The following is a 25,046-nucleotide window of genomic DNA, read 5'->3' on the forward strand; positions in this document are numbered from 1 at the left end:
TATTTGTCATACCAATCATTAGATGATTGTTACTTCTCGTTTGTCAGTTTAACCGCCAGCTCGATAAACGAAGCGACTGCTGTACGAATACGAAGCTCCACACCTTCGTCCGCCGGATTACCGTCCTGATCAAACTCACGCTGTGCGCCGCCAATGGATATCCATTCCGGGCAGTTGATGCCGTGCAGATTGCGCACGATCGTTTGCAGATGCAGCAGCGAAGCTGTACCAACCTGACCACCTGCGGAGTTAGCAGCTAGTACTACTTTGTTATTAAAGGACTCGCTGTTGAGGAAATCGAGTGCATTTTTCAGAACACCGGATAGGGAACCGTGATACTCCGGTGTTGCAAGCACGAGTGCATCCGCGCCTTTGGCAGCAGCGGACAGCTTCAGTACTTCCTCATGACCGTACGCTTCGCCCGGACCGTACAACGGCAATGGATGCTGTTGCAGATCAAATACTTCTGCTTCATGCCCTTGCTCTTTTAACAGACGAGCAATATATTCACACAGCCGGGTGGTGGATGCTTCCGGGCGCGTGCTTCCTGCGATGAGTGTTACTTTTACCATATTAATCTCCTCCTACGTTCTATCATCTCTATTTGTTCACATGCGCTTGTTCATCCTTAGGTAATGCGGGAAATCAGGATTCTATGTAAGCATTCAATAACGTGAACAATTCCATAATACCATCTTTTCCGCATGGAATAATAGGTGTTTGCTTCAAATTTGAAAAATGGGCAGCGACGATCTCTGGTTGTAGACGTGCATAGATCCAGTGCAGCGCAGTCACCTGCTCTACTAATTCCAGCCCTGCTTCATCTGCAACAATGACCACCTTCGGATAACTTTCCATTTTAAAGCCTTCCACGATAATCAGATCATACGGGGGCTTGCCGGTTTGTGCCAGTTGGTGAATCAACTCATCCAAGGGTGTCGATTGCCCATATAGAATTGCAGTACGAGACGGCGAAGTGATTGCTACCGCCGCCGCACCCGCTTCTGTATGGGCAAATGTATCGGTACCTTCATGATCCATTTGAAAATTATGCGCATCATGCTTGATGACTGCTACCCGTTTGCCTGCCGCTGCCCATAATGAGAGTAATGAAGTGATGAGTGTTGTTTTGCCAGCATTTTTGTAACCGACGATCTGAATAACCGGGATGGACGTGTTCTGCTGATTACCGCTCATTAGCGTACCAACCTCAGCACACTGACACTGGTGCCAGCAGGCAATGTTTCACTCGTTGGTGGAATGACGATTAGGCAATCGCTATCCTTGATCGTCACCATCACATTCGACTCATCCAGCAATGCGGGATAAGCGATCAGCTTGCCATCGTGCGCTTCCAGCCGTCCGCGTACATAGCGGGTAAAGCTGTTAATCTTCACATAGTCACGTCCCAGCTCTGCTTGCCACTCTGGCAAATAACTGTCCTGACTGCCCATCATTTGACGAATGGTTGGACGGACAAGTAATTCACAACCGACAAAACAAGCACCCGGATTACCAGACAATGCGAACAACAGCTTGCCATCCTTGACTGCACCAGTCGTTACGCTGCCCGGACGCATTGAGATTTTGTTAAACAGCATCTCTACATCATCACTGCGTACAAGGTCACCCATAATATCGTAATCTCCAACCGAGACACCACCGCTGGATACGACCAGATCATACGTTTCCAGTGCATTCAGCATCATGCCACGTGCCAGTTCCAGATCGTCTTCGACAGCTCCCAGCAGATGCGGCTCACCACCTGCGGCAGTAATTTGCTCAGCGAGCATAAGCGAGTTGCTATTGCGGATTTTGCCCGGTTCAATCTCGTCCTCCACACTAAGCAATTCCGTACCTGTGGAAAATACCGCTACCTGTGGACGACGATATACCGTGACCGTATGTACGCCAAAGGTCGCCAGTACACTAATCTCCCCTGCTCCAATTGCTCTGCCTTGCTCAAGTAGCACATCGCCCTGCTGAACTTCCAAACCGATCGGCGTAATATTACGTCCACTCTCCACCTGACGCTTGATACCGACAAAGGTCTCTCCGTCTTCTATCCGTTGCTCGGTCATTTCCAGCATTACGACCACGTCCGCACCATCCGGCACCATTGCGCCTGTCATAATGCGTGAAGCATGACCGGACGTAATATGTACAGATGGCGTATACCCACACGGAATATTATCAACTACTTTGAGCCAGATCATCTGATCACTAGATGCTTGCTCCAGATCAGCAGATAATAGTGCATAACCGTCCATGCCGGAACGACGAAAATGCGGATAAGGATGAGGTGCTGTGACCGTTTGTGCCAGAAAACGTCCGCCAGCTGCATGCAATGGAATCTGTTCAATTGCAGAAGGTTGGACATAAGCGGCAATCTTCTGTTGAGCCGCTGTGGGTGTAATCGGTTTACGATAAAATTTGGCAGGATCCAGCTGAGCTGGTATTGCACTATTTTGCTCTGATTCGGGTTGTGCTGTCATAAGTATAGTCCCTCCAAAATAAATATATATACAATCACTTCATTACAAGATTCACTTGATTATGCAAACTTGATGATAAAATCAAATGGTAAACATGCCAGGTACATATTTCTGTCCTGGTATCGTAGTCTCATTTATAACTCAACTATGGTAGACATGCAAGTCAACCTGTAATGAACGTACATGCAAAGGTCGGCAGGGCGTTGTATGTCGAAGATGGTTATTGAGTTTGCATACGTTGCTGTATCTTACTATAAAAAGTAGCGGGGATTGTTATAAAATGACGATTTACGTTTTCTACGTATTGTATGTATGTTAGAACTGGAAATGTTGGGTTCGCGGTTGAAGTAGCATAGAATATTATATTTTCTATTATGAATTTTTCATATGTTGATTTTTAATATTAACAAAATAGAACAAATCCCTCCTCGACTAACAATATGGTTGGTTGGTTGGTTGGTTGGTTGGTTGGTTGGTTGGTTGGTTGGTTGGTTGGTTGGTTGGTTGGTTGGTTGGTTGGTTGGTTGAGCCAGCTCTTTATCTACAAACAAAAGCAGGAATCTACGTATCACCAATGTAGATTCCTGCTTGGATGTTGCCAAATGCAATTCATTTTACCGTTCTATCTTCGTCCGCGTTTACGAACTTTACCGGAGCCGAAGCTGGATTTGGGCGAACTGCTGCGTGAGGAGAAGAACCCCCCGCTTTTGTTGGACGAGCTGCTGCCGCGATTGATCGTGCCGCTAGAAGATGGCGAACCGCGATTGGAGACATCACTTCCATACGTAGAACGCTTCGATCCGGATGTATTGCCTCGTTTGAAAATAGAACCGGATTTATCCACCGTCAGCGGCGGAGCCTGCTTCATATCCTGTGCAGATGGCTTGGTATACTGCGTCTTCGGCGGATAGGTGTTCTGACTTGTATATCCTCGGTATGTACCGCCGCCATATCCTCCGTAACCACCATAACTGCTACCGCCGAACAATTGCTGAAGCAGCGATGCCGTCAAATACCCCTGCAAAAAGCTAGAGTTGTAATTTTGTCGTACATATTCGGTGGAATCGACCTCAATCAATGTATCTTCTGTTTTCGCCGGATCACGCTGCACCTGAATCAGTTCATCGTTATAGACCAGGAACATACGCTCCGGGTCTTGCACTGACATATTTTCAGGCGTGCGTTGATCAGACAATTGCTCCGCCACTACCGGCACCGTCTGATTGGCAGCACGATATACATACGAAGTAGAATTACCATTGCGACTAACCGATTCTAGCGGGTAGTTGATCTTCGAGCTGCCAAATCCACAGCCTGACAGTAGCGATGCAACCAGACTGACGATCAGAATCAGTTTTATTGTAAAAGATGATCGTTGTTTCATATACATTCGCTCCTAATTGGCCCGGATGACCGAAACATCGCCATTCAGTACATATTCGCCTTCATACAGAGTAAAACGCCCACCCTGCCATTCAATGCGCAACAGCTTGTGGTCATCCGATTGATGCTGCCACACATGCTGATCACCGTTGGCTGCTCCCGGCAATACAGGTGTACGCCCAGTAGATAACACCGTCCCACTATATTGCTCATCCAAATAATAATCAGTGCCATCCATCTCAATATGAGTTGGCACTTCATTCGGATTCTCCAATCCACCATCAATTGGTGTATACAGTGCATAACGCAGTTGTTCCCGCGATTCCACATGCAGATATACAATGTTCGAGCCATCTTGCAGCGTTAGCATGACCGCGTTACGCGCCGCATTACGCGCAGTGCCGACCACTTCGTATGTAATCAGCGACACCTCGCATATATCACCAGCACGCAAATCCAGCGGCCCTTTATCTGGACGCGGTGCTTCTGGTTTGGAGATCAGATTGCTAATTCGTTTCCACAATCCCATAATTATGCCTTCCTCTCTATCTTTGGTACTATCAATTGATATCGTTTCCTTCAGATTCGTAACATACGTGTTCATTTACAGCGAAGCGGAAATGATAAATGCGCCAACTAGTTGCAGCGCGCCACCAAGCAATCCATGTCCGATCATACCTTGACGTGTACCTTCATCCAGATCCAAGCCAGCAATTTTCTTAAGTAGTAATCGTGCGAGCTGTTCCAACACGAGCAAGATCACAAACGATACGATCGATACAAGCACTGCTTCCCACAGACTCCACGACGTATTAATCGATACCGATAAAATGTAACCTTGTGCGAACAGCTTCATCACCAGTCGAATGGCTACCGCTGTATTGCCTGCCTTGATCTCGGCAATGTCCTTGTATTTCGTAAAAAAAGAATCCAGATACATGAGCACACATAACAGTACAGCACCTACACCAGTCCATACGAGAATTTGCAGTATAATATCCCAATTCATGCAGTTTCCAGCCTCCAACAATTTAGAATCAATTCCATGTTACTGTCCATCTAATTAAAATAGCCAAACAAAAACGAAGGAAGAACCGTTATCGTTCTTGCCTTCGTTCGTTATCCGCATCATGAGGATACAATTATTGCTTTTCGTATTGCTTCATCAGCGCAGACAGTTCGTCCTCGATCTCCTTGTTCGTGCCAAGTGCTTCGATTTCGTCGTCCAGCGATTTGCCTTTGGTGTTCATCTCGTTGCTTGCTTCGGCGCGTGCTTCCATTTGCAGCATTTTGTCTTCCATGCGCTTCATACCGGAAGCGGCTGAATCGGCACTGAAGCCATTCATCGTTTTGTTGATCTCGGTTTGTGCCTTCGCTGCGTTATAGCGAGCAACCAAAGTTTCGCGCTTGTTCTTCATCTCATTGAGCTGCTTGCGCATCTCTTCCAATTTGCCACGCAGATTGTCAGCTGCCGCTTTGTTTTGGTCAAAATTAGCTTTGTATTCGTCACGCTTCGCTTCGGCGCTTTTCTTTTCTTCCAGCGCACGACGAGCGAGATCAATGTTTTGTGCTTGAGCAGCAACATGCGCTTGCTCTTCACGTTTTTTCACTAGTGCATCCTGTTCTTCGTACAATTGCTTAAAACGCTTCTCAATAGCAATTTGTGAAGCGACTGCTTTTTCCGCATCTTCCAGATCGGCTGCCATGTCGCGAATATACTGATCTGTCATTTTGATCGGGTCTTCTGCCTTTTCGATCAGGGCGTACACATTGGACAGCGTAAGATCACGCAAACGTTTGAAAATAGACATAACTTTGTTCCCTCCACTTGATTATTTAAAATGCGCAATGCCTAACACAAAACCCCGGTCATGCACACCCGGTTGTTTGTTATGCAGGTTAATACGGAGAAACATACATATGGTTTCAGCTTCAATTCTCAGGTGTGCCAGCACCCTATCGATTGGTAGAACGAACGGACGGCATAGAGTATGTACAACTATGTTCCATGAATATCCAGATCGCTCTATCATCATTAAAGCTCGCTCTGGAAACACATGTTTTCCATTAAGAGGTAATAAATAATTACCCAAACAGATATGCCTTTGATTCTCGACACCTTCATTTTAGCGTATATTAGGACTATAGTCTATATTCAAGCATGTAAAATGGCATATTTGCACAAATGCGCAAGAAGATCATTTCAGTCATCTATTCATTTTAACTTTGTCATACTTATCGATAACATAGATCATGACACATAAATACCCCTCATCAGTGGTTGGGGAGCCACCGATAAGGGGTATCTGTTCATTCAGAAGGGGTTGGATGGTTTGTAGTCAACCACGTCGCCGGGACGAAGGGCGAGTGATTGGATTTTAACGTGTTGTTACAAACAGATTATTGCTGTATTACATCGATTTGGTCAGTGTGATCGAGCTGTTGTTGTCGCTCCATTCTACATCCCAGCCAAGCAGTTCAGTGATCGAGCGCAGTGGTACAACCGTACGACCATCGCTGTTCACCATTGCTGTTGCGGACAGTTTTTTGGTTTGACCATTTACTACGACTGTATCTTTGCCAATCCAGAATTTCATAGTATCGGAACCAGCAGTTACAGTTACTTCGTTAGCTGCTTTGTTCCAAGTTACTTTCGCACCGATTCCTTCGCCCAAATAGCGCAGTGGAATATACGTAGTGCCATTCATAACCATTGGAGCAGTATCCATCATCGTTGTTTTACCATCGATTTTCAGCGTTTTGCTGTTCAGCTTCATCCAGATCATCATATCGTCAGAAGTCGAAGTCGATGGTGTAGATGTGCTTGGTGTTGTCGGAGTTGGTGCTGGTGTCGTTGTTTGCGGTTGCTCTGCTGGTGCAGAAGCTGTTGCAAATTTGTCAGGGTATTGTTTTACAATTGCGCCACCCAGTGCTTCACCGATACCGAACATTGTTTTGTAGCCTTCACGGTCGGCAGTGTAAGAACCAGCATAGTCTTTGCTTGCATATTTATCAATGACAGCTTGTACTTGATCTTCGTGTGTCATCAGTGCATTTTGGGCTGCGCTAGCTGGCAGGTTGTTGGCTGTAGCTGTACCTAAGAAGCTAGCGAAGTCTTTTGTAAATGTAGTGATGCGATCTTTCACTGCTGTCAATGCTGCTTGATCATTCTTTTTCAGGGCATCTACATAGTCGCTTTGTGCTTTAATGTGATTGGTTACCCAGATTTGTTCGAATTGATCAGCACCTGCATTGCCATAGATAGATGCAATCGCTGCTTTGAAATCGTTTGTGTTGCCTGCTTCAGCGGCAATCAGTGCATCAGAAGCAGCAGATTTACCATCATACTGCTCTTTCATTTGCAGTGTGGACAGTGCAAAGTGCTCAGCTGCCAGATGGTTCAATGCAGAACGCAGATCAGCGGCTGGTGTATCAACGCTCGTGTTGTCAAACATTGCTGGTTTTTGCGCTACGATAGCACCGGACAATGCTTTACTGATAGTAAACATCGTGTTCAGACCTTCACGATATTCTGTATACGCACCGCTGTAATCGCCAGCTACGTATTTTTCAAATACATCTTGTACTTCATCTTCATGCAGGCGAATAGCTTTGGCTGCTGCATCTTCAGGCAGTTTATTTTCGGTTGCTGTTGCCAGGAAAGCGGAGAATTCATCGACAAACGTTTGAACTTTCGCTTCGGCTGCTTTCACAGCTGTCTGATCATTCGCTTTTGTTGCTTTTACCAGTTCATCAGTGTATTGGTTATGAGCACGGAAGATACGCTCGAACTCGTCAGCTCCTTGTTTGCCGTACAGAGATTCGATAGCAGGTCCCATATCGACCGCATTCTGGTCGAGTGCTTTGTAAGCTTCGGCTGCATCAGGCGCGCCTTCATATGCTTTGGTCATTGCTTCAACAGCCAGTTTAAAGTGCTCGGATAAAAGATAATCCAGACCTGCACGTAATTCCGCTGCTTTGGTGCTTACTGTTGGTGCTGTTGTAGTAGTGGAATTCATGTCTGCCGCAAAAGCACCAGTAGTCGGCACAAGCAGAGATAACGTCAAAACAGGTGCAATTATTTTTTTCATCTTCATCATTAAAAACTCCTTTGCAAAAATGATTGTTGTTGACTGTTCCTATCCCTATCAACGCGGATGGTTTCCATTTGGATCACATCTTTGCAAAAAATTATTTCAAAATGGTTAAAAGTAGCTGCACTATTTTGCCACAAATCCAAGCACCGTGCGGCTTGCAGGTGACAAATATACATCTACATTTATTTCAACTTTGTCATTTTTAATATAGCAAAAACGCCATTTTCCAAAGTTACATTTCGGAAAATGGCGTTCTTCGATTGTACAATTGCGTGAAACGATTATTTGCGATAGCCACGCAAGTATGGAACAGGAACATCCGCTTCCACTTGCAAAGCTTTGGCTGCATGGACAGGCCAATATGGATCGCGCAGCATTGCACGTCCAATCGCAACCAGATCAGCCTGATCTTGCTCTAGTACGCGCTCAGCATCTTCGTACTCATCCAATAAGCCAACGGCAATGACAGGAATATTCAGTGCACGTTTCAATTGTGCAGCCATTTCCGCTTGATATGCAGGGCCGACCTTCATGCCACCTGCTCCAACCGGGCCTTCTCCACCGGAAGATACATGTAACATATCAACTCCAGCATCGCGGTAACGACGACATGTGTCTTCAATCTCGTTCACGCTATACCCATGATCTACATATTCGCGTGCCGATACTCTCATTAATACTGCCATATCGTCCGGTACTGCTTTTCGAACGGCTTGAACGACTTTTTCTCCAAACAATGGCAGATCTTTGCCGTACTCATCATCGCGCGTGTTCACAAGTGGAGAATGGAACTGATGCACCAGATAACCATGCGCTCCATGAATCTCTACAGTGTCAAAGCCCGCTTCTACAGCACGGCGTGCAGCATCACCATATGCCTGAATCAGTTCTTCGACCTCTGCTGTAGACAGCGCGTGTGGCTCCTTGTAACCTTCTCCATCGTACGCAATCGCAGATGGCGCAACCGGCGGATTGGCATCTTCTGCTTTGCGCCCAGCGTGACCGAGCTGAATACCAATTTTGCTGCCATAACTATGAACTTGATCGACAATATGGCGCCATGCCGGGATAAATTCATCCGACCAGATTCCAGTATCTTCGTCGGTAATGCGTCCATCTGGATGAACCGCCGTCATTTCTACAATGATCAGACCAGTGCCGCCAACAGCGCGGCTAATATAGTGAACGTTATGCCATTCGTTGGGCATTCCGTCTTTGGTATGCACGGAGTACTGACACATCGGTGGCAAAACCACACGATTTTTCAGCTCTAGGTTTTTTAGTTTGTAAGGTGTAAACAACTTCGCCACAGTACATTCCTCCAATAAGTAAAATAACTGATAGTACAATAGAAGATTATCCTTTTACAATATATAAACAATATCAAATAAAGGATTCCATTCGAATCGGCATTATCGGTAATCATTATATACTATATTACTAATAATAACAATTTACGAGAACCTGTAATACGTTATACAAAAAAAGCATACGATCATTTACCCTCATTTGGATAAATCATCGTATGCTTTGCGGTTGTTCAATAGTGAATCGCCATGATAGGCAATCTTTTACAATACTTTGCTGAGGAAGTCCTGAGTACGTGGATGTGAAGGTGCGCCGAAGACCTGCTCCGGTGTGCCCTGCTCCACAATTTGCCCGCCATCCATGAAGATGATACGGTCGCCAACTTCACGTGCGAAGCCCATCTCATGCGTGACAATGACCATCGTCATGCCCTGCTGAGCGAGTTTTTTCATAACTTCCAGCACTTCGCCAACCATCTCTGGGTCGAGTGCGGATGTCGGCTCGTCAAACAGCATCACATGCGGCTGCATTGCCAGTGCGCGAGCAATCGCAATACGCTGCTTCTGACCCCCGGACAGCTGATTCGGATAGCTGTCTTTTTTGTCAGACAGACCGACGGTTTGCAGCAGATCAAGAGCGATCTTCTCGGCTGCTGCTTTGTCGAGCTTTTTCACTTTGATCGGTGCAATCGTCAGGTTTTGCAGTACCGTTTTGTGCGGAAACAGATTGAAGTGCTGGAACACCATGCCCATATTTTTGCGAGCACTGTCGATATCGTACTTGCGGGCAGTAATCAGTTCATTTTCAAAATAAATCTCGCCGCCTGTCGGCTGCTCCAGCAGATTCAGACAACGCAAAAATGTACTTTTCCCCGAGCCACTTGGACCAATTACAACGACAACTTCGCCCTGTGCAATCTCGATATCGATGCCGGTGAGCACCTGATTTTTGCCAAAAGACTTTTGTAGACCTTTAACGTCGATCACTTACACTCCATCTCCTTTCCAAGATGCCCAGCAATTTCGACAATACAAATGTCATGACAAAGTAAATGGCTGCTGCAATCAGCAACGGATTTAATGCGGAATACGTAATACTGCGTACTGCTTGCGCTTGGAACATCAGATCGGCGACCCCGATAAAGGAAACAATCGATGATTCCTTGATAATGACGATAAACTCATTACCGATTGCTGGCAATACACTTTTGACTGCTTGCGGGATAATAATGTGGCGCAATGTTGCACCATACGACATACCAAGCGAACGTGCCGCTTCGGACTGTCCACGATCCACACCTTGAATACCAGCTCGGAAAATCTCTGCCAAATAAGCAGAGCTATTGATCGATAGCGTAATAATACCAGATTGCAATACGCTGAATTCAATATGGAACGTTTGCGCAATCCCATAATGGATGATCAGCAATTGCACCAGCATCGGTGTACCACGCAAAATCTCAATATACGTCATCGCGATCCAACGTAGAATACCTACGTTCGACAAGCGCATGAGCGCTACAATCAGACCGATTACAAAACCGAACAGTACGCCCAGTGCGGAGAGCAACAGTGTATACTGCACGCCTTTGGCATAATAATGGCGATAATCCCAGAAAATATTGAAGATGTTGGACGAAGCTTTCTGCTCATCTGAATTCAGGGCAGTTGCGTCCTGCACGAACTTGGAAACCTCGTCTGTCTTCTTTAATTCAGCCAGTGTACCGTTGATCTGGCTCAATAACTCAGTATTGCCTTTTTCTACAGCAATCGCCATCTCGGTATCACTATCTGGAATAGTCGCTGCTGTAATAGCCAGATCACCACTATTGGCAACCTGACCTTCTGCTACAGGTCCTTCCATAACTGCTGCATCTACACGACCGGATTGCAATTGCAGTACGATATCAGAAATGCGGTCAACTGAAGTCAACTTGGCACCTTCGATATCTTTGGCGATGCCTTCTTGGATCGAACCTTTTTGTACGCCGATGGATACACCTTTCAGGCTGTCCAGCGTAGCGTATTTGTCTTTATCTTCCGCACGGGTCATGATAACCTGACGCGAAATATAGTAGGAATCTGAGAAATCGACATTTTTACGGCGTTCCGCTGTTGGCGTCATACCGGAAATGATCATATCGATCCGTCCGCTGTCCAAAGCAGGTAGCAAACTGTCAAACGGAATGTCTTGAATTTCCAGCTGCGCGCCCATATCTGCGGCGATGCGCTTGGCAATCTCTACATCAGAACCGACGATCTGATCTTCACCGTCGATATTTTTGCGAAACTCATACGGTGCAAAATCCGCGCTCAAGCCGACAATAATCTTTTTGCCGGAACCTTCTGAGGCAGATGCCAGAGGTACAATCATAAAAAACAGCATCAGCATGCTGAGTGTACATGCAAGCCATGGTTTTAGTGCTTTCAACCTTCTATCTCCTTTACGTCCTATGATGTGGATGGTGCTTGTTCCTATGTGACTTTGGAGTCAACCGGGTTATTATAAATGAAATTGTATGATTATTCAATGGTTTTGTATACATGAGTGGGAATAAATTGGGACGCTATAGCAATTTAAAATAGGTTAGTTGTGAGTACAACCGCTGCGGAAAAGGATTGGGGAACGAACTCGGGTGGAGGCACGAGAATCTTTTGGATTAGGAGTAAATGAAGATTCTCGCACCTCCAAAGTCGTTCTTTTCCCCAATTCCTTTTCCTCCGCTAGTGCAATCAAGTATCTTTGAATGTATCTAGTTTATTTTCAAGCTTTCTTTACTGTAGTGCAAAGTAAACCAGCTTGTTCCAAACTGAAATTCGTTTGCAACACACTTGATTCCGCCATCATGCTATACTGTTAGCAGATACATCTTTACATATTTGATTCAAAGGAGAATTACATCATGAGTCATGAGCAACTGAAACAGCAGATTAGAGCTACGATTGAGCAGAATGCGGAAGCGTTTCAAGCGGTATCGACGTATATTGGACAGAATCCGGAATTGGGCAATGAGGAGTTTAAAGCTTCGGCGGCTTTGAAACAGGTGCTGGTGGAGCATGGGTTTGATGTGCAAGGGGCTGCACTTGGGATTGAGACGGCGTTTTTGGCTACGTATTCGGCAGCAAAGCCGGGTCCTGTTGTCGGGTTGATGTGTGAGTATGATGCGTTGCCTGAGATTGGGCATGCGTGCGGGCATCATCTGATTTGTATGATGAGTGTCTGTGCGGCGGTTGGGCTAAAAAGTGTACTCGATGAGATTGGCGGTACGATTCGCGTGTATGGTACACCAGCAGAGGAAACGCGCGGGGCGAAGGTTCCGATGGCAGCAGCAGGCTGGTTTGATGACTGCGATTTTGCGATGATGGCGCATCCGTATTATGCGTATGAAGAATCGGGAATTTCGCTGGCGATGGATGCGCTACAATTTGAGTATTTTGGTAAATCGGCTCATGCGGCAGCTAGTCCACAGCATGGTATCAACGCATTGGATGCGGTATTGCAACTATTTAACGGCGTAAATGCAATGCGACAACAAACGCGTAGTGATACACGGATTCATGGCATTATTAATCATGGCGGTGTAGCTGCCAATGTCATTCCAGATTATGCGTCTGCACAATTTTATGTACGTTCAAGTAGTCGTGCGTATACAAATGAGCTGGTAGAACGTGTAAAAAACGTCGCTCACGGTGCGGCACTGCAAACCGGTTGCCGTGTGGAGATTTCTAATTACGAATATTCCTATGATGAGCTGATTACGAATCAGACACTATCGGCTACGTTTAACCGCAACCTGATTGCTAACGGTATTGCCCCAGACGAAATTCATTCTGGCAAAGATGCAGGTTCGCTTGATCTCGGTAATGTCTCCGTACGCTGTCCGGCAATTCATCCTTATATGAAAGTAACGGACGAAAAGCATGAACTGCATAGCATTGGTTTCCGTGATCGCGCGCAGGAACCGCAAGCGCTGGATGCTATGATTTTCACCGGAATTGTGTTGGCAGAAACGGCGTTTGACGTAATGACCGATAGTGAATTGCTACGAGAGATTCGCCGCGAATTTGAACAGCGTGTGCAGAAGCAAGCTGTACTCTAATATTGTTATCGATTTTATATTCCTGATGTGTATATGAATGGAGGTTATACGTTATGCCCACGTCATTTACAGTCGTTATTGTTATATTTGTTGTCGTTTTGATTATCATTAATGTATCCAAAAGCAAATCGCAGCAGCAAGGTCGTCTTGCAGCGCAGGATGAGCGATTTTTCCGTAAACATTCTCCCCCTCCTGCTCATCTAGTGCCGCCCGGTCATCCTTGCGAACCGTTAGCGCACAAGTTGTTGCAATCGTTACCGGATCATTATGACCATCAGCTGCGCCAGCGCATATTGACCGAGCATCCAGAATTGAGTCGGGATGAGTACGAATGGCGCTGGTTTGAGATGAAGCGTTATCTGCTGCTCTGTGCTCTGTTTCGTGAAGTACCGATGTTTAGCGATAAAGTGGATAGTGTATGGCATGAAATGTTGATGTTTACACGGGATTATCAGCAATTTTGTGAGCAATTTTATGGGTATATGCTGCATCATTCTCCGCATGGTGGCAAAGTATCGCTACCAGATCAACGAGCGCTATTTGATTGGGCATATGCGGAGCTATTCCCAATGGAGCGCGCCAATTCGTATTTGTGGGGAAGCCTCTTCCGGTTTCCGTTATCGAAGTCCACGATTAATGAATTACTGATGTTTCATCCGAATCAGCAGGGTCAATGGACGTACAATCGGGCGACATTTGAACATAGCCCGGAAGCCAAGCAGGCGATTTTGTATCTGAATCAGCGTTTTCAGGCGCATAATCAAGCAGTGCTACAAGGTAATAAACCGGGCGATCACCGGAATCGTACAGCCAACCCCAATAGCAGTTCTGATTCTAGTAGCTCGTACACATCCAGTTATTATAGCGATAACAATTATGGACTGGGTACGGCAGCAGCGGCATGTGTATACTATTCAGCTTTGCCACCTGCGGATTTCTGTTCATCTATCAATTCCCATTTGCCAACAGACGTGCAACAGCAACATTCCCAAGCGACCTCGCACTCCAGTTCAGCATGCGGAACGGGTTCTTCCGGTTCAGACTATAATTCGGGTCACTCCGGCGGACATCATTCGAATCACTCGGATCATTCCGGTAGTTCGTGCAGCAGTAGCTCGTGTAGTAGTAGCTCATGCAGCAGCGGAAGTTCGTGCAGCTCGTGTAGTAGCAGTTCGTGATTGGAATTTTTATTTTGGTGTGGAGCGCAATAGAGCATTCAATTATTATAAGTAAAAGGAAGGTGGCATCATTCGCTACCTTCCTTTTTGTCGTCTTGAGATATTTCCCAATACTATAGTAAGTATACATGCACCTGCTTAAAAGTTAATCTACTTTAGAAGGTCCCTTTTCTACACAATATAAGCTCATCCTATCTAATAAAGTGCTACTTCCCAATTCTCAAATTCTGGCTCCACTTTGTATTGTTCATCAATATAACTACGAATGAACTGCGCTGCTCTCATTTCTGCATGCTTTGCATTACAAACTACGCCATTCTCATCCATCTCGATGACATTAGCAAAAATCGCATATACTTGCTCCAAAGCACTCGGTTCTTCAAATATACATGAGTAATCCATACCGTTAAGTAATGGTAATCCAACTGTCCCATTTGCAATCCAGAACGAAAACGTTCGAAGGGCACCGCTGAAGGAATGGCTTATTTTTTGCATTGAGATTCTCCTTTATCTTTCAGTTCAAAACTTGACTCCTATGATATTAGTATACTTCTATTCAATCAGTCACACAAAAACAGTAACTCTGTCGTTAAATACAGCTATCCAGAATTACTCCTCTAAATGCAATAGCTCCAAAGAGTTATTGTGCATTTTTTCACTAAATTGACTTAAATCTTTGTTATTTGTTTGAAAATTGTATTAAATATCACATCGCTAATAAAAAAATTGGTACGCTAGGCTCCATTAAGACTCTCATTATAGAGTAGTTAAAAGAAGGGATATCACATATGATCATCGACACAGTATTATGGAGCCGATTGGTAACCGGGCTGACCTTATCTTTTCATGTTATCTTCGCAACGATTGGCGTTGCCATTCCACTTATGATCTCAATCGCAGAATTAGTCGGTATTCGCAAAAAAGACAAGCATTATACGTTAATGGCAAAGCGTTGGACTAGAGGATTTATCATTTCCGTTGCCGTAGGTGTGGTCACAGGAACTGCCATTTCGTTGCAATTGGCATTGGTTTGGCCTAACTTTATGCAGCTTGCTGGGAATGTGATTGCGCTCCCGCTATTCATGGAAGTATTTGCTTTTTTCTTTGAAGCTATTTTTCTAGGCATCTATCTGTATACGTGGGAGCGATTCCGCAATCCGTATCTTCACTGGCTATTAACGATCCCGATTGTTCTGGGCGCAGCCATGTCTGCTGTTTTTATTACTACGGTCAACGGTTTTATGAATCAACCGGACGGATTCGTACTGGAGAATGGACAATTTACGGCAATCTATCCGCTGCAAGCGATGTTTAATGAAGCAACACCATCCAAAGTATTTCACGTACTCACATCCGCTTATATGACTGGTGCCGCCCTGCTAGCAGCCATCGCCGCATTTTCCATTCTCAAAAAAGGGGCTTCTGTATACAGCCAAAAAGCGCTCAAGTTAATGATGAGCGTGCTGCTGCTTTTCAGCTTTTTGACTGCATTTGCAGGCGATGTTTCCGCCAAGTTTCTCGCAGAGCATCAGCCGGAAAAGCTAGCTGCTGCCGAATGGCATTTTGAGACTGAAAAAGGTGCCGATCTGATCTTTCTCGGCTGGTTGAATGCGGAACGCGAAGTGATTGGTGCGCTACATCTACCAAAAGCACTCAGCTTTTTGGCATTTAGCGATTTTAATGCCGAAGTTACAGGGTTGAACGAATTTCCTGCCGATGAGCAACCGCCGCTACTGGTGCATTATTTGTTCGATTTTATGGTTAGCATCGGCTTTGCGTTACTGGCTGTGTCTGTGCTGTTCTTTGTACTCCTATTCTGGAAAAAGCGTAACGAGCATCATCGCTGGATGCTGCGCACGATTGTGTTCGGTGCACCGCTTGCTTTTCTCGCGGTAGAGCTAGGCTGGTTTTATGCTGAAGTCGGACGACAGCCATGGATCATTCGTGGTTATATGCGTGTGGACGAAGCAGCCACCACTTCACCAAGTATTATGCCGCTCTTTTTCGTCTTTTTATTGCTATACATTATTCTCGGCACATTGTGCATTGTCGTGCTGCGTCGACTGTTCCGTAACAATCCCGCAGAAGCCGAGCTAGAAAAGGCGGCACATGCAGAGGCAACGTTGTCCAAGGAAGCAGGTGATCTGACATCATGAGTTATGAAATGGTCGGCATTTCGGTATTGTGGATTTTTCTGTACGGATATTTGATAATTGCATCTATTGATTTTGGCGCAGGATTTTTTGCCTTTTATGCGCGGGCAACGGGTAAAGATCATCTGATCAATCGCCTCATTTCTCGCTATCTGTCGCCTGTCTGGGAGATTACGAATGTATTCTTTGTATTTTTCTTTATCGGGCTGATTGGCTTTTTCCCAGATGCTGCTCACTATTATGGAGCGGCGCTGCTAGTGCCGGGCAGCATTGCGATTATTTTGCTGGCGATTCGCGGTTCGTTCTATGCGTTTGAGAATTATGGTTCTAAGAAAAACATCGTTTTTCTGTTTTTATACGGTGCAACTGGATTGCTGATTCCAGCATCGTTATCAGTTGCACTCGTATTGTCAGAAGGCGGATTTATTATTGAGCAAAATGGTGCTGTACATCTGGAATATGTAAAGCTGCTTACGAGTCCGCTTGCTTGGAGCATTGTCGCTCTGGCGCTGACTTCAGTTTTGTTTATTAGCGCTTGTTTTCTATCCTTTTACGCCCATCGGGCAGATGATCGTCCGGCGCTTGAGCTATTGCGCAGCTACGCGCTATTCTGGAGTACTCCGACCATCATTGCCGCGTTTACAGCATTTCTATATTTGAGTCAGCACAATGAACGTCATTTTCAAAATATGATGAATTTGTGGTGGTTACTCGGTCTATCCGTTCTCTGTTTTCTAGTTGTACTGTGGCTACTGTACAAAGGACGCCATTATGGCTGGGCATTTATAGGCGTGATGCTTCAATTCGGCTGTGCCTTTTTTGCTTACGGCATCGGGCATTATCCGTACATTCTTGACCCTTATATTACGGTGCAAGGTAGTGCAACTGGAGAAGCGATGGGGATTGCGCTGATTGCTGCTTTTATCGGCGGACTGCTGCTGCTCATTCCGTCACTTGCCCTCGTATTCCGACTATTTCTTTTTGATGCGGATTATGTCAAAGGCAAACGCTGAGGAGGGATGAATCCATGAAAACAAACGCCGGAATTTTAAAGGAAATCATGTTTGCACATCACAAACGTACTCGGCTCATACGATTGCTCTCCTTTGCGCTTGGCATCATGACCATCTTGCAAGCTGTACTGCTGGCTGAAGGCGTGCAGCAGGTCTTTGTTGAATCGGCTCCACTACGCTCATGGGCTGTCGTCGCTGGCGCTTTGCTTATCGTGATGATCCTGCGTACTTGGATTTCATATGTAAATAGTTCAATCGGGCTAAGAATAGCGGCAGATGCGAAGCGCACACTGCGTCTTCGATTGCTGCGCCTGCTAGCTTCGCATCCGCTGATGTCTTCACGTCAAGGGCAAACCGGCAGTAAAATCAGTGTCGCACTCGATAGCGTTGATGAAGCGGATAGCTATTTCAGCCAGTACGTGCCCAAAATGATCGAAGCGTCTATCGTACCGGTGCTAATTTTGCTAGTCGTGTTCAGTCTGCATGTTCCATCAGGACTTATATTGCTGTTTACCGCTCCATTTATCCCGTTATTTATGGCATTGATCGGTATCCAGACACGGCAAAAATCCGAAGAGAAATTCCAGCAGCTGTCTTTGTTTTCCGGCACCTTTCTCGATTCTCTGCAAGGAATGATTACATTAAAATTGTTTGGACGTACCGGAGAACAACAGCGCACAATAGAACAGCGTAGTCTGGCATATCGGGATTCCACGATGAGTATTTTAAAAGTGGCTTTTACAAATACGTTTGCACTGGAAACAATTGTTATGCTGGGCATCGGTATCGTTGCGCTAGAACTGGCTTTGCAGCTAGTGGTCTTCAAAGCGTTGAATTTCCATGTAGCGTTTCTGATTTTGCTGTTGGTGCCGGAGTTCTATAATATGCTAAAAAATGCAGGTACAGCATTTCACGGCGGACGTACAAGTATTGGCGCTATTCGCAATATTGAAGCATTATTGCAGGGTTCAAATGATGGTAGCAACAATGAGTATACGCAAGAGAATGATGCAAATATCGCCATTCAAGCTACTAATGCTGGCAAAGCTACACAAGCTAACTTCACTACAAATGCTACAAATGCTACAAATGCTACAAATGCTACAAATGCTACAAATGCTACAAATGCTACAAATGCTACAAATGCTACAAATGCTACAAATGCTACAAATGCTACAAATGCTACAAATTATGCTGCTCTGTCCCCCCTACTGTCAATTGCCAAAAACACCGCACCTATGATTGAATTGCGACAGTTGGCTTTTCATTATGGTTCTGGAGATTTTGAATTGAACATAGACGGACTATGTATCCAGCCAGGACATAATATTGCGATCGTAGGCAAAAGCGGTGCTGGCAAAACGACACTGCTACATTTGATTGCTGGGTTGCTTCCTCCTTCCAGCGGCGAAATTCGTGTGGATCATCAGTTATTGACGACTGCCAATGAACAAACATGGTTCTCACAAATCTCGTATATTACACAGCATCCTTATATTTTTGCAGGAACGATTGCTGAAAACATTGTCATATCAGTAGATAGAGAGGTATCGGCAGCAGAAATCGCGGCAGCAGCTGAAGCAGCCGGTTTATCGGAACTAATTGCGGAGTTGGAACATGGTTACGATACCCCGGTAGGTGAGGGTGGACGAGGCTTATCCGGCGGCGAAAAGCAGCGGCTCGCTCTCGCACGAGCATTTTTGAAAAAGCCGTCTGTGCTACTGTTTGACGAACCGACCACCGGTCTTGATTTGCATACAGAACGTATATTGCTGCGTTCAATCCGTCAATTATCGCAGAATGCCACAGTCATTACGATTGCGCATAGGCTGCATACGATTCGAGAAGCTGATTGCATTTTATTTATGGAGCAAGGCAAGCTGCTATCCAGCGGCACACATGAGCAATTACTACATGCTGTTCCGCAATATGAGGAAATGATGCACACTCGTCGTCAGGAGGTGGTAGGATGAGCGAACTGTCCATTTTTGCCAGAGCAATGCTTCAAGAGCGCAAAGATATACTGCTCTCCATCGGTGCCGGATTTCTCGCTGGGATTGCTGGGGTTGCTTTATTTTCCATGAGTGGGTATTTGATCTCGAAAACGGTCTTCCTCCCTCCTCTTTATACGCTGATCTTACTGGCATCGCTGGTCAAATTGCTGGGACTAACGCGCGCAGCCAGTCGCTATGGCGAGCGTTTGTATTCGCACCGTGCTACATTCTCGTTGCTGAGTCGGCTACGGACGACCTTTTTCGCCAGACTGATTCCGCTGTCGCCAAACGTGTTGAATCGTCAGCGTAGCGGGGATCTGCTCGCTGTAATTGTTGGGGATGTGGAGAGTCTGCAATTTTACTTTTTGCGGGTTGCCTATCCACCGATGATCGTCATATCGGTGTTTTTGGCTACGGTGATCTTCACGTCCTTTTTCTCAATCTGGATTGCATTGTTGTTCGTACTTGGCATGATCCTGATCGCGTTTGTCGTACCAGCAGTTATTCGAAAAGGACAGCAAAGCCAAGGTGCTGTACGCAAACGACGAGCAGCATTTTCAACTGAGGCAGCGGAAATGATGTATGGCTTTATCGATCTGAAAGTATATCGTCGTCTGCAACAGCGTGAGCAACATCTGGCACAGATTTCCGAGGAATTGACCGAGATGCAGCACAACGACGCTACTCGTCTCCTTCGCGGGCAATCTCTGCATGCATTGACTACCTTTATCATGTCGTGGTGTGTGCTTGCAGTAGGCGCGTGGTTAATTGTTGACGGTTCGATGGAAGGTATATTTCTGGCGATGCTGATCATGACGGCTATGACGGTATTCGATGAGTCCGCGGCGATGGCGACATTGCCTGCCTACAAGCAGGACAGCGAATTTGCAGCCAAACGCCTGAATGAAATAGTACCGCAAACGCCGCCAGTGCCAGAACCTGTTCAATCATTGCAACATGATGCAGCAGTAGACATAGAACTGGAACATGTCTACTTTCGGTATGAAAACGATTGGCGCTGGACACTACAAGATATCTCCTTACAATTGCCTTCCGGATCAAAAACCGCTATCGTGGGAGCAAGCGGTTCGGGCAAGACCAGCTTATTAGAATTGCTGCTGAAGCTACACAACGCAGATCAGGGACAGATTTCTCTAAATGGTGTACCCATCCGTGAATGGAATACAGATAGCATCTGGAAGCAGAGCCGTGTCTTACTACAGCAAGGTCACTTTTTCCGTGGAACGTTACGCGAGAATCTACTAATAGAACCGAACGCATTCACCGATGCTCAATTGACAGATTTGCTAGAGCAAGTAAATCTGGGTCATAAAAAACTGGATGATCTCATGCTGGAAAAAGGAGAAAATTGGTCGGACGGTGAGAAGCAGCGTCTGGCGTTGGTTCGTGCCATGCTTACATCAGGTCAAGTATGGCTGCTGGACGAGCCTACTTCATCGCTTGATTATGTTACAGAGCGCCATATTCTCCGCCTTCTGATGGAGCGAGTCCAAGATGCTACACTGGTCATGGTGAGTCATAGATTGACCGGATTGGAAGATATGGATCAAATTGTTGTCATGGACCAAGGGAAAATCGTGGAAAATGGAACTTATTGTGAGTTAATGGCGCAGAGAGGTTACTTTTACGAGTTGAAGCAGCTGGAATTGGAGCTGATCGGTTAATTTTTATAATGATGAGAGTAGTATGGTTTGATTATCTATTCAATGAAATACCGGTAATACTCCATTTACAAACAAGTTATACGCAAGCCACCAGTACTCATGAATGTTGATCAAGCCTCGATTTAATAGACAGTTTATAAACACCCTGTAAAACGAACTGGCGTCGGTATTCTATCGGCGTCTATTTGTTTTATTTTTGCTTGGTCGTTTGGTATTGTAAATACGCGTCCAGCAACGTCAGCGGTGTACGTAAACTGACGCTTTTTGCGGATGAGAGACTGAGTACCAAGAGATTATATGAGCCAGAGTACTTTAATCCAGATATTTACTCAGAATAGACATTATAATGTGTACGCAATCTCTACACCAATTGAGATAAAACCCTTTGTTCGTTGCTTTTAACATGTTTAAATGTCCTCCATGTCTTATGATACGTTCAAAAGCATCATGTTGATGTTGAAGCCAAGGTTGTTCATATCTGGTTGGCTTGAAAAATAATGATTGAGCTTTTTCACAAATACTTAATTATCATCTGCTATCATCACTCGAATCATCGTTACATCCTCTCCTTTCATCCATTCTCAGTTCAGTTGAATTTTAAATACAACAGGCACTAAAGTGGACATAGGTCTGCTTTGAATATAGAGAGCCTCTGGCGTTTGTTGCCAATGCACTTGATCCTCAAATCCCAATACACTTATTATTTGAATAATACCAGCAAAATGTGGAGATTTTATTCGCAGGGATGTAATACGAACCCTTCCATCTTGTGGATAGACAAGTACAATCGCGTATAAAGTAGTACCTTTGAACGTAAAACGAATATCCTGCGATGTATACGGTTTCGGTTCATGATCTGTAAAATGTCCCTCCATAATGGTCGTTGGTCCTTCTCCAGAAATACGCCAGTGTGTCGTTTCATAGATTGCTTCGCCATTCCTACGTAGCCAATCGCCAATATCAAGCAAAATTCGTTGATCCTCTACTGGAATACTGCCATCGGCTTTGGGACCAATATTAAGCAATAGATTACCGTTTTTGCTAACAATATCAACTAAATCACGAATGATATCAACAGAAGATTTGTACACATTCTCTTCGGTATGACACCATGAATTTTTGGCAACGGCAGTGTCAGTTTGCCAGTAATAGGGCTGAAGTTCAGCAAACTGACCACGTTCGACGTCGGGAACAGCCGTACCAAACATAAACGCATCAAACTTGTAATTGATTGCTACTGGTATGCCCCACTCTTTGCCTTTATTGTAGTAATAGGCTGCGAATATTCTAAGATATGGCTTAAACGCGGCATGTTGAATCCACCAATCGAAATAGATAAGCTTCGGCTGGTAAAGGTCTACAATTTCGCAAGTTCGAATTAGCCAATCCTCTAAAAATTCAATACTAGGTGGAGAAGCAAATAGGTCATGATGATCCGGTTCTGGCTCAGCTGGCCAATAAAAGTCGCTTCTGGTCAAAGGCTTATGGATATCAGATGGAAAAGATCTACCATGTGACATAAAAAACCAATGCTCTGCTCGATGCGAAGAGGCACAGAATATTAAATGTTTTTCTTCAAACGCCTGCTTCATCTCACCAAGCAAGTCGCGACGAGGTCCCATATGAAAGGCATTATAAAATGAAACATCACTTTTATACATCTGAAAACCATCGTGATGTTCAGCAACTGGCATTATGTACCTTGCCCCTGATGCTTTGAACAACGTTGCCCATTCCTTTGCATCGAATTGATTAGCAGTAAACATCGGAATAAAATCTTTGTATCCAAATTCCGTATGCTTCCCATATACTTCAATGTGATGTTCATAAGCTTTAGAACCCGGAATGTACATATTACGTGAATACCATTCATTTTCAAAAGCAGGGATAGAATACAATCCCCAATGAATAAAGATCCCAAATTTCGCTTGCTTATACCAATCTGGAACATCGAAACTTTGCAATGATTCCCAACTTTCTTTAAAATCCCCTCTTGTAATTACTTGTTGAATTTGCTCTAAATAAGAAGATCGATTCATGTCATACTACACATCCTTTATCTTTTCTTTTCGCAATATAGTATACGAAACACCTACAATCCGATACATGTAGATTAGTAACTAAATCCTATACAAAAATAACGAAAAAGGGAGATTTGCATCCATGAATGACGATATTCTGCTTTCTAATTATCTAGCCAACCTCAAAGTAGAATTCATTACTGCGAATTACAATAGATGTTCTTCACAATGGAAAGAACTAGACTACACGCCCGATTACAGTAAATTCTATTGGATATGTGAAGGAGAAGGTTGGTTAAAAATTGGAAGAAATGAATACTATCCGCAACCGGGAGAATTATTTTTATTGCCACAAGGCATCAAACAATCCTACTCAGTCATTAATGAGCATCCTTTTCAAAAATACTGGTGTCATTTTACCGCACATGTAAATGGCATTAATTTATTTAAACTGTTGGATATTTATCCTTTATGCATACCATATCAACCTGATCGGTTAACCCAAATTTTTCAAGATATTATCACTTTTGCTCATTCCGATGCAGTCTATGCCAATTTGTTGGTTAAAAGTAAACTGATGGAACTTATTAGTTATTTCATCATGAATGTACATTCAGATCATCGACAACTCGTTTTAAAAAATCGAGCTGCTCTAGATCAATTAGCTCTTGTCTTAAACTATATTGATGATCATATTGGTTCTACTATGACGCTTGAAGAATTAGCACATCTTATTTACATGCATCCGAATTCTTTAATCCGTATGTTTAAGCTGCACATGGGAATGCCTCCCATTCAATATATCAGCCGCAAAAAAATCGAAAAATCGAAACAGCTGTTAACAGTAACCTGCTGCTCAATTTCCGATATTGCACAACAGTTGGGATTCAATGATAATTTTTATTTTTCTAAGCAGTTTAAAAAATATGTAGGCTTAGCACCAACGGATTATCGAAGATATATAAATACTCATTAAAGCTGCCTATCAAGAATGGCAGCTTTTTCTCTTATAATTTGGATGTATACAATGGATTTTCTCCCTACATATTCACTTTCTATTTTTTAGTAATATGGTAATTTCTTCATCCGATTCTTGCATTCCTCTTGCAAACCATTCTTCAATCCAGCCGAATAATCCATAAGAGAAATATGCTGCGACATACGCACCAAAATTTGGATATTCTGGTCTTGGTCCATATAAGGTTTTCAACACTTCTTTAAGCAGATGAAAAAGCTGGCGTTGACTAAACAGCAAGTAAAAGCCACTGTTTGCTGTGAAATGTGCAAACAAACTGCCCAACATTTCTTCCTCTGATTTATGATCGCTACTCTCATACTCTCTATGCCAGCCAAGAATTAAGGTATTGATATACTCCCGAAGCACGTCTTCCTTTTCACTATAATTTCGATAAAAAGAGATCCGACTAACTTGTGCCGTTGCAACGAGTTGGCTAATAGAGATACTTTTGAGTTCATAGGTCTTTAGCAAATCAAGCATAGCATCAGTAATTTGCTGCTTTACATAGGTATTTTTCACATTAGAATCCGCCATGTTACATTTACTCCTTTCTGTATCATTTTTGCTCATTATATTGCGTGTCCTCTACTGTGGTGCTACAT

Annotated in this window: 21 protein-coding genes; 7 read left to right on the plus strand and 14 right to left on the minus strand. The window is 44.4% G+C overall.

Features of this window, described 5'->3' with window-relative positions:
- Positions 1-29: 29 nt before the first annotated feature.
- The 11 genes from ACE3MZ_RS12610 to ACE3MZ_RS12660 all read right to left on the minus strand — a co-directional run bounded on the left by ACE3MZ_RS12610 (position 30) and on the right by ACE3MZ_RS12660 (position 11,713).
- Positions 30-572 (minus strand): NADPH-dependent FMN reductase, encoded by a 543-nt coding sequence (locus ACE3MZ_RS12610; protein ID WP_411342517.1) that lies wholly within the window; start codon positions 570-572, stop codon positions 30-32.
- Positions 573-645: 73 nt separating this feature from the next.
- Positions 646-1,197, minus strand: a complete 552-nt coding sequence (gene mobB / locus ACE3MZ_RS12615; protein ID WP_411342518.1) for a molybdopterin-guanine dinucleotide biosynthesis protein B — start codon at positions 1,195-1,197, stop codon at positions 646-648.
- Positions 1,197-2,495 carry a gephyrin-like molybdotransferase Glp gene (glp, locus tag ACE3MZ_RS12620; protein ID WP_411342519.1) on the minus strand — a complete coding sequence of 433 codons (1,299 nt, stop codon included), beginning with the start codon at positions 2,493-2,495 and terminating at the stop codon, positions 1,197-1,199. Before glp ends, mobB begins: the two co-directional genes overlap by 1 nt.
- Before the next feature lie 622 nt (positions 2,496-3,117).
- Positions 3,118-3,879 carry a DUF4247 domain-containing protein gene (locus tag ACE3MZ_RS12625; protein ID WP_411342520.1) on the minus strand — a complete coding sequence of 254 codons (762 nt, stop codon included), beginning with the start codon at positions 3,877-3,879 and terminating at the stop codon, positions 3,118-3,120.
- A 12-nt stretch (positions 3,880-3,891) separates the two neighbouring features.
- Complete coding sequence (locus ACE3MZ_RS12630; protein WP_411342521.1) at positions 3,892-4,407, minus strand: DUF4178 domain-containing protein; 516 nt, start codon at positions 4,405-4,407, stop codon at positions 3,892-3,894.
- 75 nt (positions 4,408-4,482) lie between these two features.
- On the minus strand, positions 4,483-4,887 hold the full coding sequence (locus ACE3MZ_RS12635; RefSeq protein ID WP_411342522.1) for a DUF350 domain-containing protein: 405 nt from the start codon (positions 4,885-4,887) through the stop codon (positions 4,483-4,485).
- 133 nt (positions 4,888-5,020) lie between these two features.
- On the minus strand, positions 5,021-5,689 hold the full coding sequence (locus ACE3MZ_RS12640; RefSeq protein ID WP_411342523.1) for a PspA/IM30 family protein: 669 nt from the start codon (positions 5,687-5,689) through the stop codon (positions 5,021-5,023).
- A 600-nt stretch (positions 5,690-6,289) separates the two neighbouring features.
- Positions 6,290-7,975 carry a copper amine oxidase N-terminal domain-containing protein gene (locus ACE3MZ_RS12645; protein WP_411346784.1) on the minus strand — a complete coding sequence of 562 codons (1,686 nt, stop codon included), beginning with the start codon at positions 7,973-7,975 and terminating at the stop codon, positions 6,290-6,292.
- 281 nt (positions 7,976-8,256) lie between these two features.
- Positions 8,257-9,285, minus strand: coding sequence for an NADH:flavin oxidoreductase/NADH oxidase (locus ACE3MZ_RS12650; RefSeq protein WP_411342524.1), 1,029 nt, complete (start codon positions 9,283-9,285; stop codon positions 8,257-8,259).
- 261 nt (positions 9,286-9,546) lie between these two features.
- A complete protein-coding gene (locus ACE3MZ_RS12655; protein ID WP_411342525.1) occupies positions 9,547-10,269 on the minus strand; it encodes an amino acid ABC transporter ATP-binding protein in 723 nt (240 codons plus the stop codon).
- Entirely contained in the window at positions 10,256-11,713 is a 1,458-nt protein-coding gene (locus ACE3MZ_RS12660) for an ABC transporter substrate-binding protein/permease (protein WP_411342526.1), read from the minus strand. Before ACE3MZ_RS12660 ends, ACE3MZ_RS12655 begins: the two co-directional genes overlap by 14 nt.
- 472 nt (positions 11,714-12,185) lie before the next feature.
- On the opposite strand from ACE3MZ_RS12660, the gene ACE3MZ_RS12665 reads away from it, so the two are divergent.
- Together ACE3MZ_RS12665 and ACE3MZ_RS12670 are read left to right on the plus strand one after the other, a co-directional pair.
- A complete protein-coding gene (locus tag ACE3MZ_RS12665; protein ID WP_411342527.1) occupies positions 12,186-13,382 on the plus strand; it encodes a M20 family metallopeptidase in 1,197 nt (398 codons plus the stop codon).
- A 53-nt stretch (positions 13,383-13,435) separates the two neighbouring features.
- A complete protein-coding gene (locus tag ACE3MZ_RS12670) occupies positions 13,436-14,560 on the plus strand; it encodes a hypothetical protein (protein ID WP_411342528.1) in 1,125 nt (374 codons plus the stop codon).
- Between the two features lie 195 nt (positions 14,561-14,755).
- On the opposite strand, the gene ACE3MZ_RS12675 is transcribed toward ACE3MZ_RS12670, so the two are convergent.
- Positions 14,756-15,055 carry a hypothetical protein gene (locus tag ACE3MZ_RS12675; RefSeq protein WP_411342529.1) on the minus strand — a complete coding sequence of 100 codons (300 nt, stop codon included), beginning with the start codon at positions 15,053-15,055 and terminating at the stop codon, positions 14,756-14,758.
- Between the two features lie 293 nt (positions 15,056-15,348).
- On the opposite strand from ACE3MZ_RS12675, the gene ACE3MZ_RS12680 reads away from it, so the two are divergent.
- The 4 genes from ACE3MZ_RS12680 to cydC are packed head-to-tail and all read left to right on the plus strand — an operon-like array spanning position 15,349 to position 21,405.
- Positions 15,349-16,716 (plus strand): cytochrome ubiquinol oxidase subunit I, encoded by a 1,368-nt coding sequence (locus ACE3MZ_RS12680; RefSeq protein WP_411342530.1) that lies wholly within the window; start codon positions 15,349-15,351, stop codon positions 16,714-16,716.
- Positions 16,713-17,726 (plus strand): cytochrome d ubiquinol oxidase subunit II, encoded by a 1,014-nt coding sequence (locus tag ACE3MZ_RS12685; protein ID WP_411342531.1) that lies wholly within the window; start codon positions 16,713-16,715, stop codon positions 17,724-17,726. The genes ACE3MZ_RS12680 and ACE3MZ_RS12685 overlap by 4 nt, the downstream gene beginning before the upstream one ends.
- 14 nt (positions 17,727-17,740) lie before the next feature.
- Positions 17,741-19,699, plus strand: coding sequence for an ABC transporter ATP-binding protein/permease (locus ACE3MZ_RS12690; protein WP_411342532.1), 1,959 nt, complete (start codon positions 17,741-17,743; stop codon positions 19,697-19,699).
- The gene (gene cydC / locus ACE3MZ_RS12695) at positions 19,696-21,405 is read left to right on the plus strand and encodes a thiol reductant ABC exporter subunit CydC (protein WP_411342533.1); all 1,710 of its coding nucleotides are present in this window, start codon (positions 19,696-19,698) and stop codon (positions 21,403-21,405) included. Before ACE3MZ_RS12690 ends, cydC begins: the two co-directional genes overlap by 4 nt.
- A 581-nt stretch (positions 21,406-21,986) precedes the next feature.
- Here the strand turns inward: cydC and ACE3MZ_RS12700 are convergent.
- Positions 21,987-23,444 carry an alpha-L-fucosidase gene (locus ACE3MZ_RS12700; protein WP_411342534.1) on the minus strand — a complete coding sequence of 486 codons (1,458 nt, stop codon included), beginning with the start codon at positions 23,442-23,444 and terminating at the stop codon, positions 21,987-21,989.
- A gap of 124 nt (positions 23,445-23,568) precedes the next feature.
- Between ACE3MZ_RS12700 and ACE3MZ_RS12705 the strand changes: the two genes are divergently transcribed.
- Positions 23,569-24,402, plus strand: coding sequence for a helix-turn-helix domain-containing protein (locus tag ACE3MZ_RS12705; RefSeq protein WP_411342535.1), 834 nt, complete (start codon positions 23,569-23,571; stop codon positions 24,400-24,402).
- Between the two features lie 72 nt (positions 24,403-24,474).
- Here ACE3MZ_RS12705 and ACE3MZ_RS12710 read toward each other — a convergent pair whose 3' ends face one another.
- Positions 24,475-24,978, minus strand: a complete 504-nt coding sequence (locus tag ACE3MZ_RS12710) for a TetR/AcrR family transcriptional regulator (protein WP_411342536.1) — start codon at positions 24,976-24,978, stop codon at positions 24,475-24,477.
- Positions 24,979-25,046 lie beyond the last annotated feature (68 nt).

Origin of the sequence: Paenibacillus sp. WLX1005, assembly GCF_046603685.1 — a bacterium.
Taxonomy (GTDB): Bacteria; Bacillota; Bacilli; order Paenibacillales; family Paenibacillaceae; genus Saccharibacillus.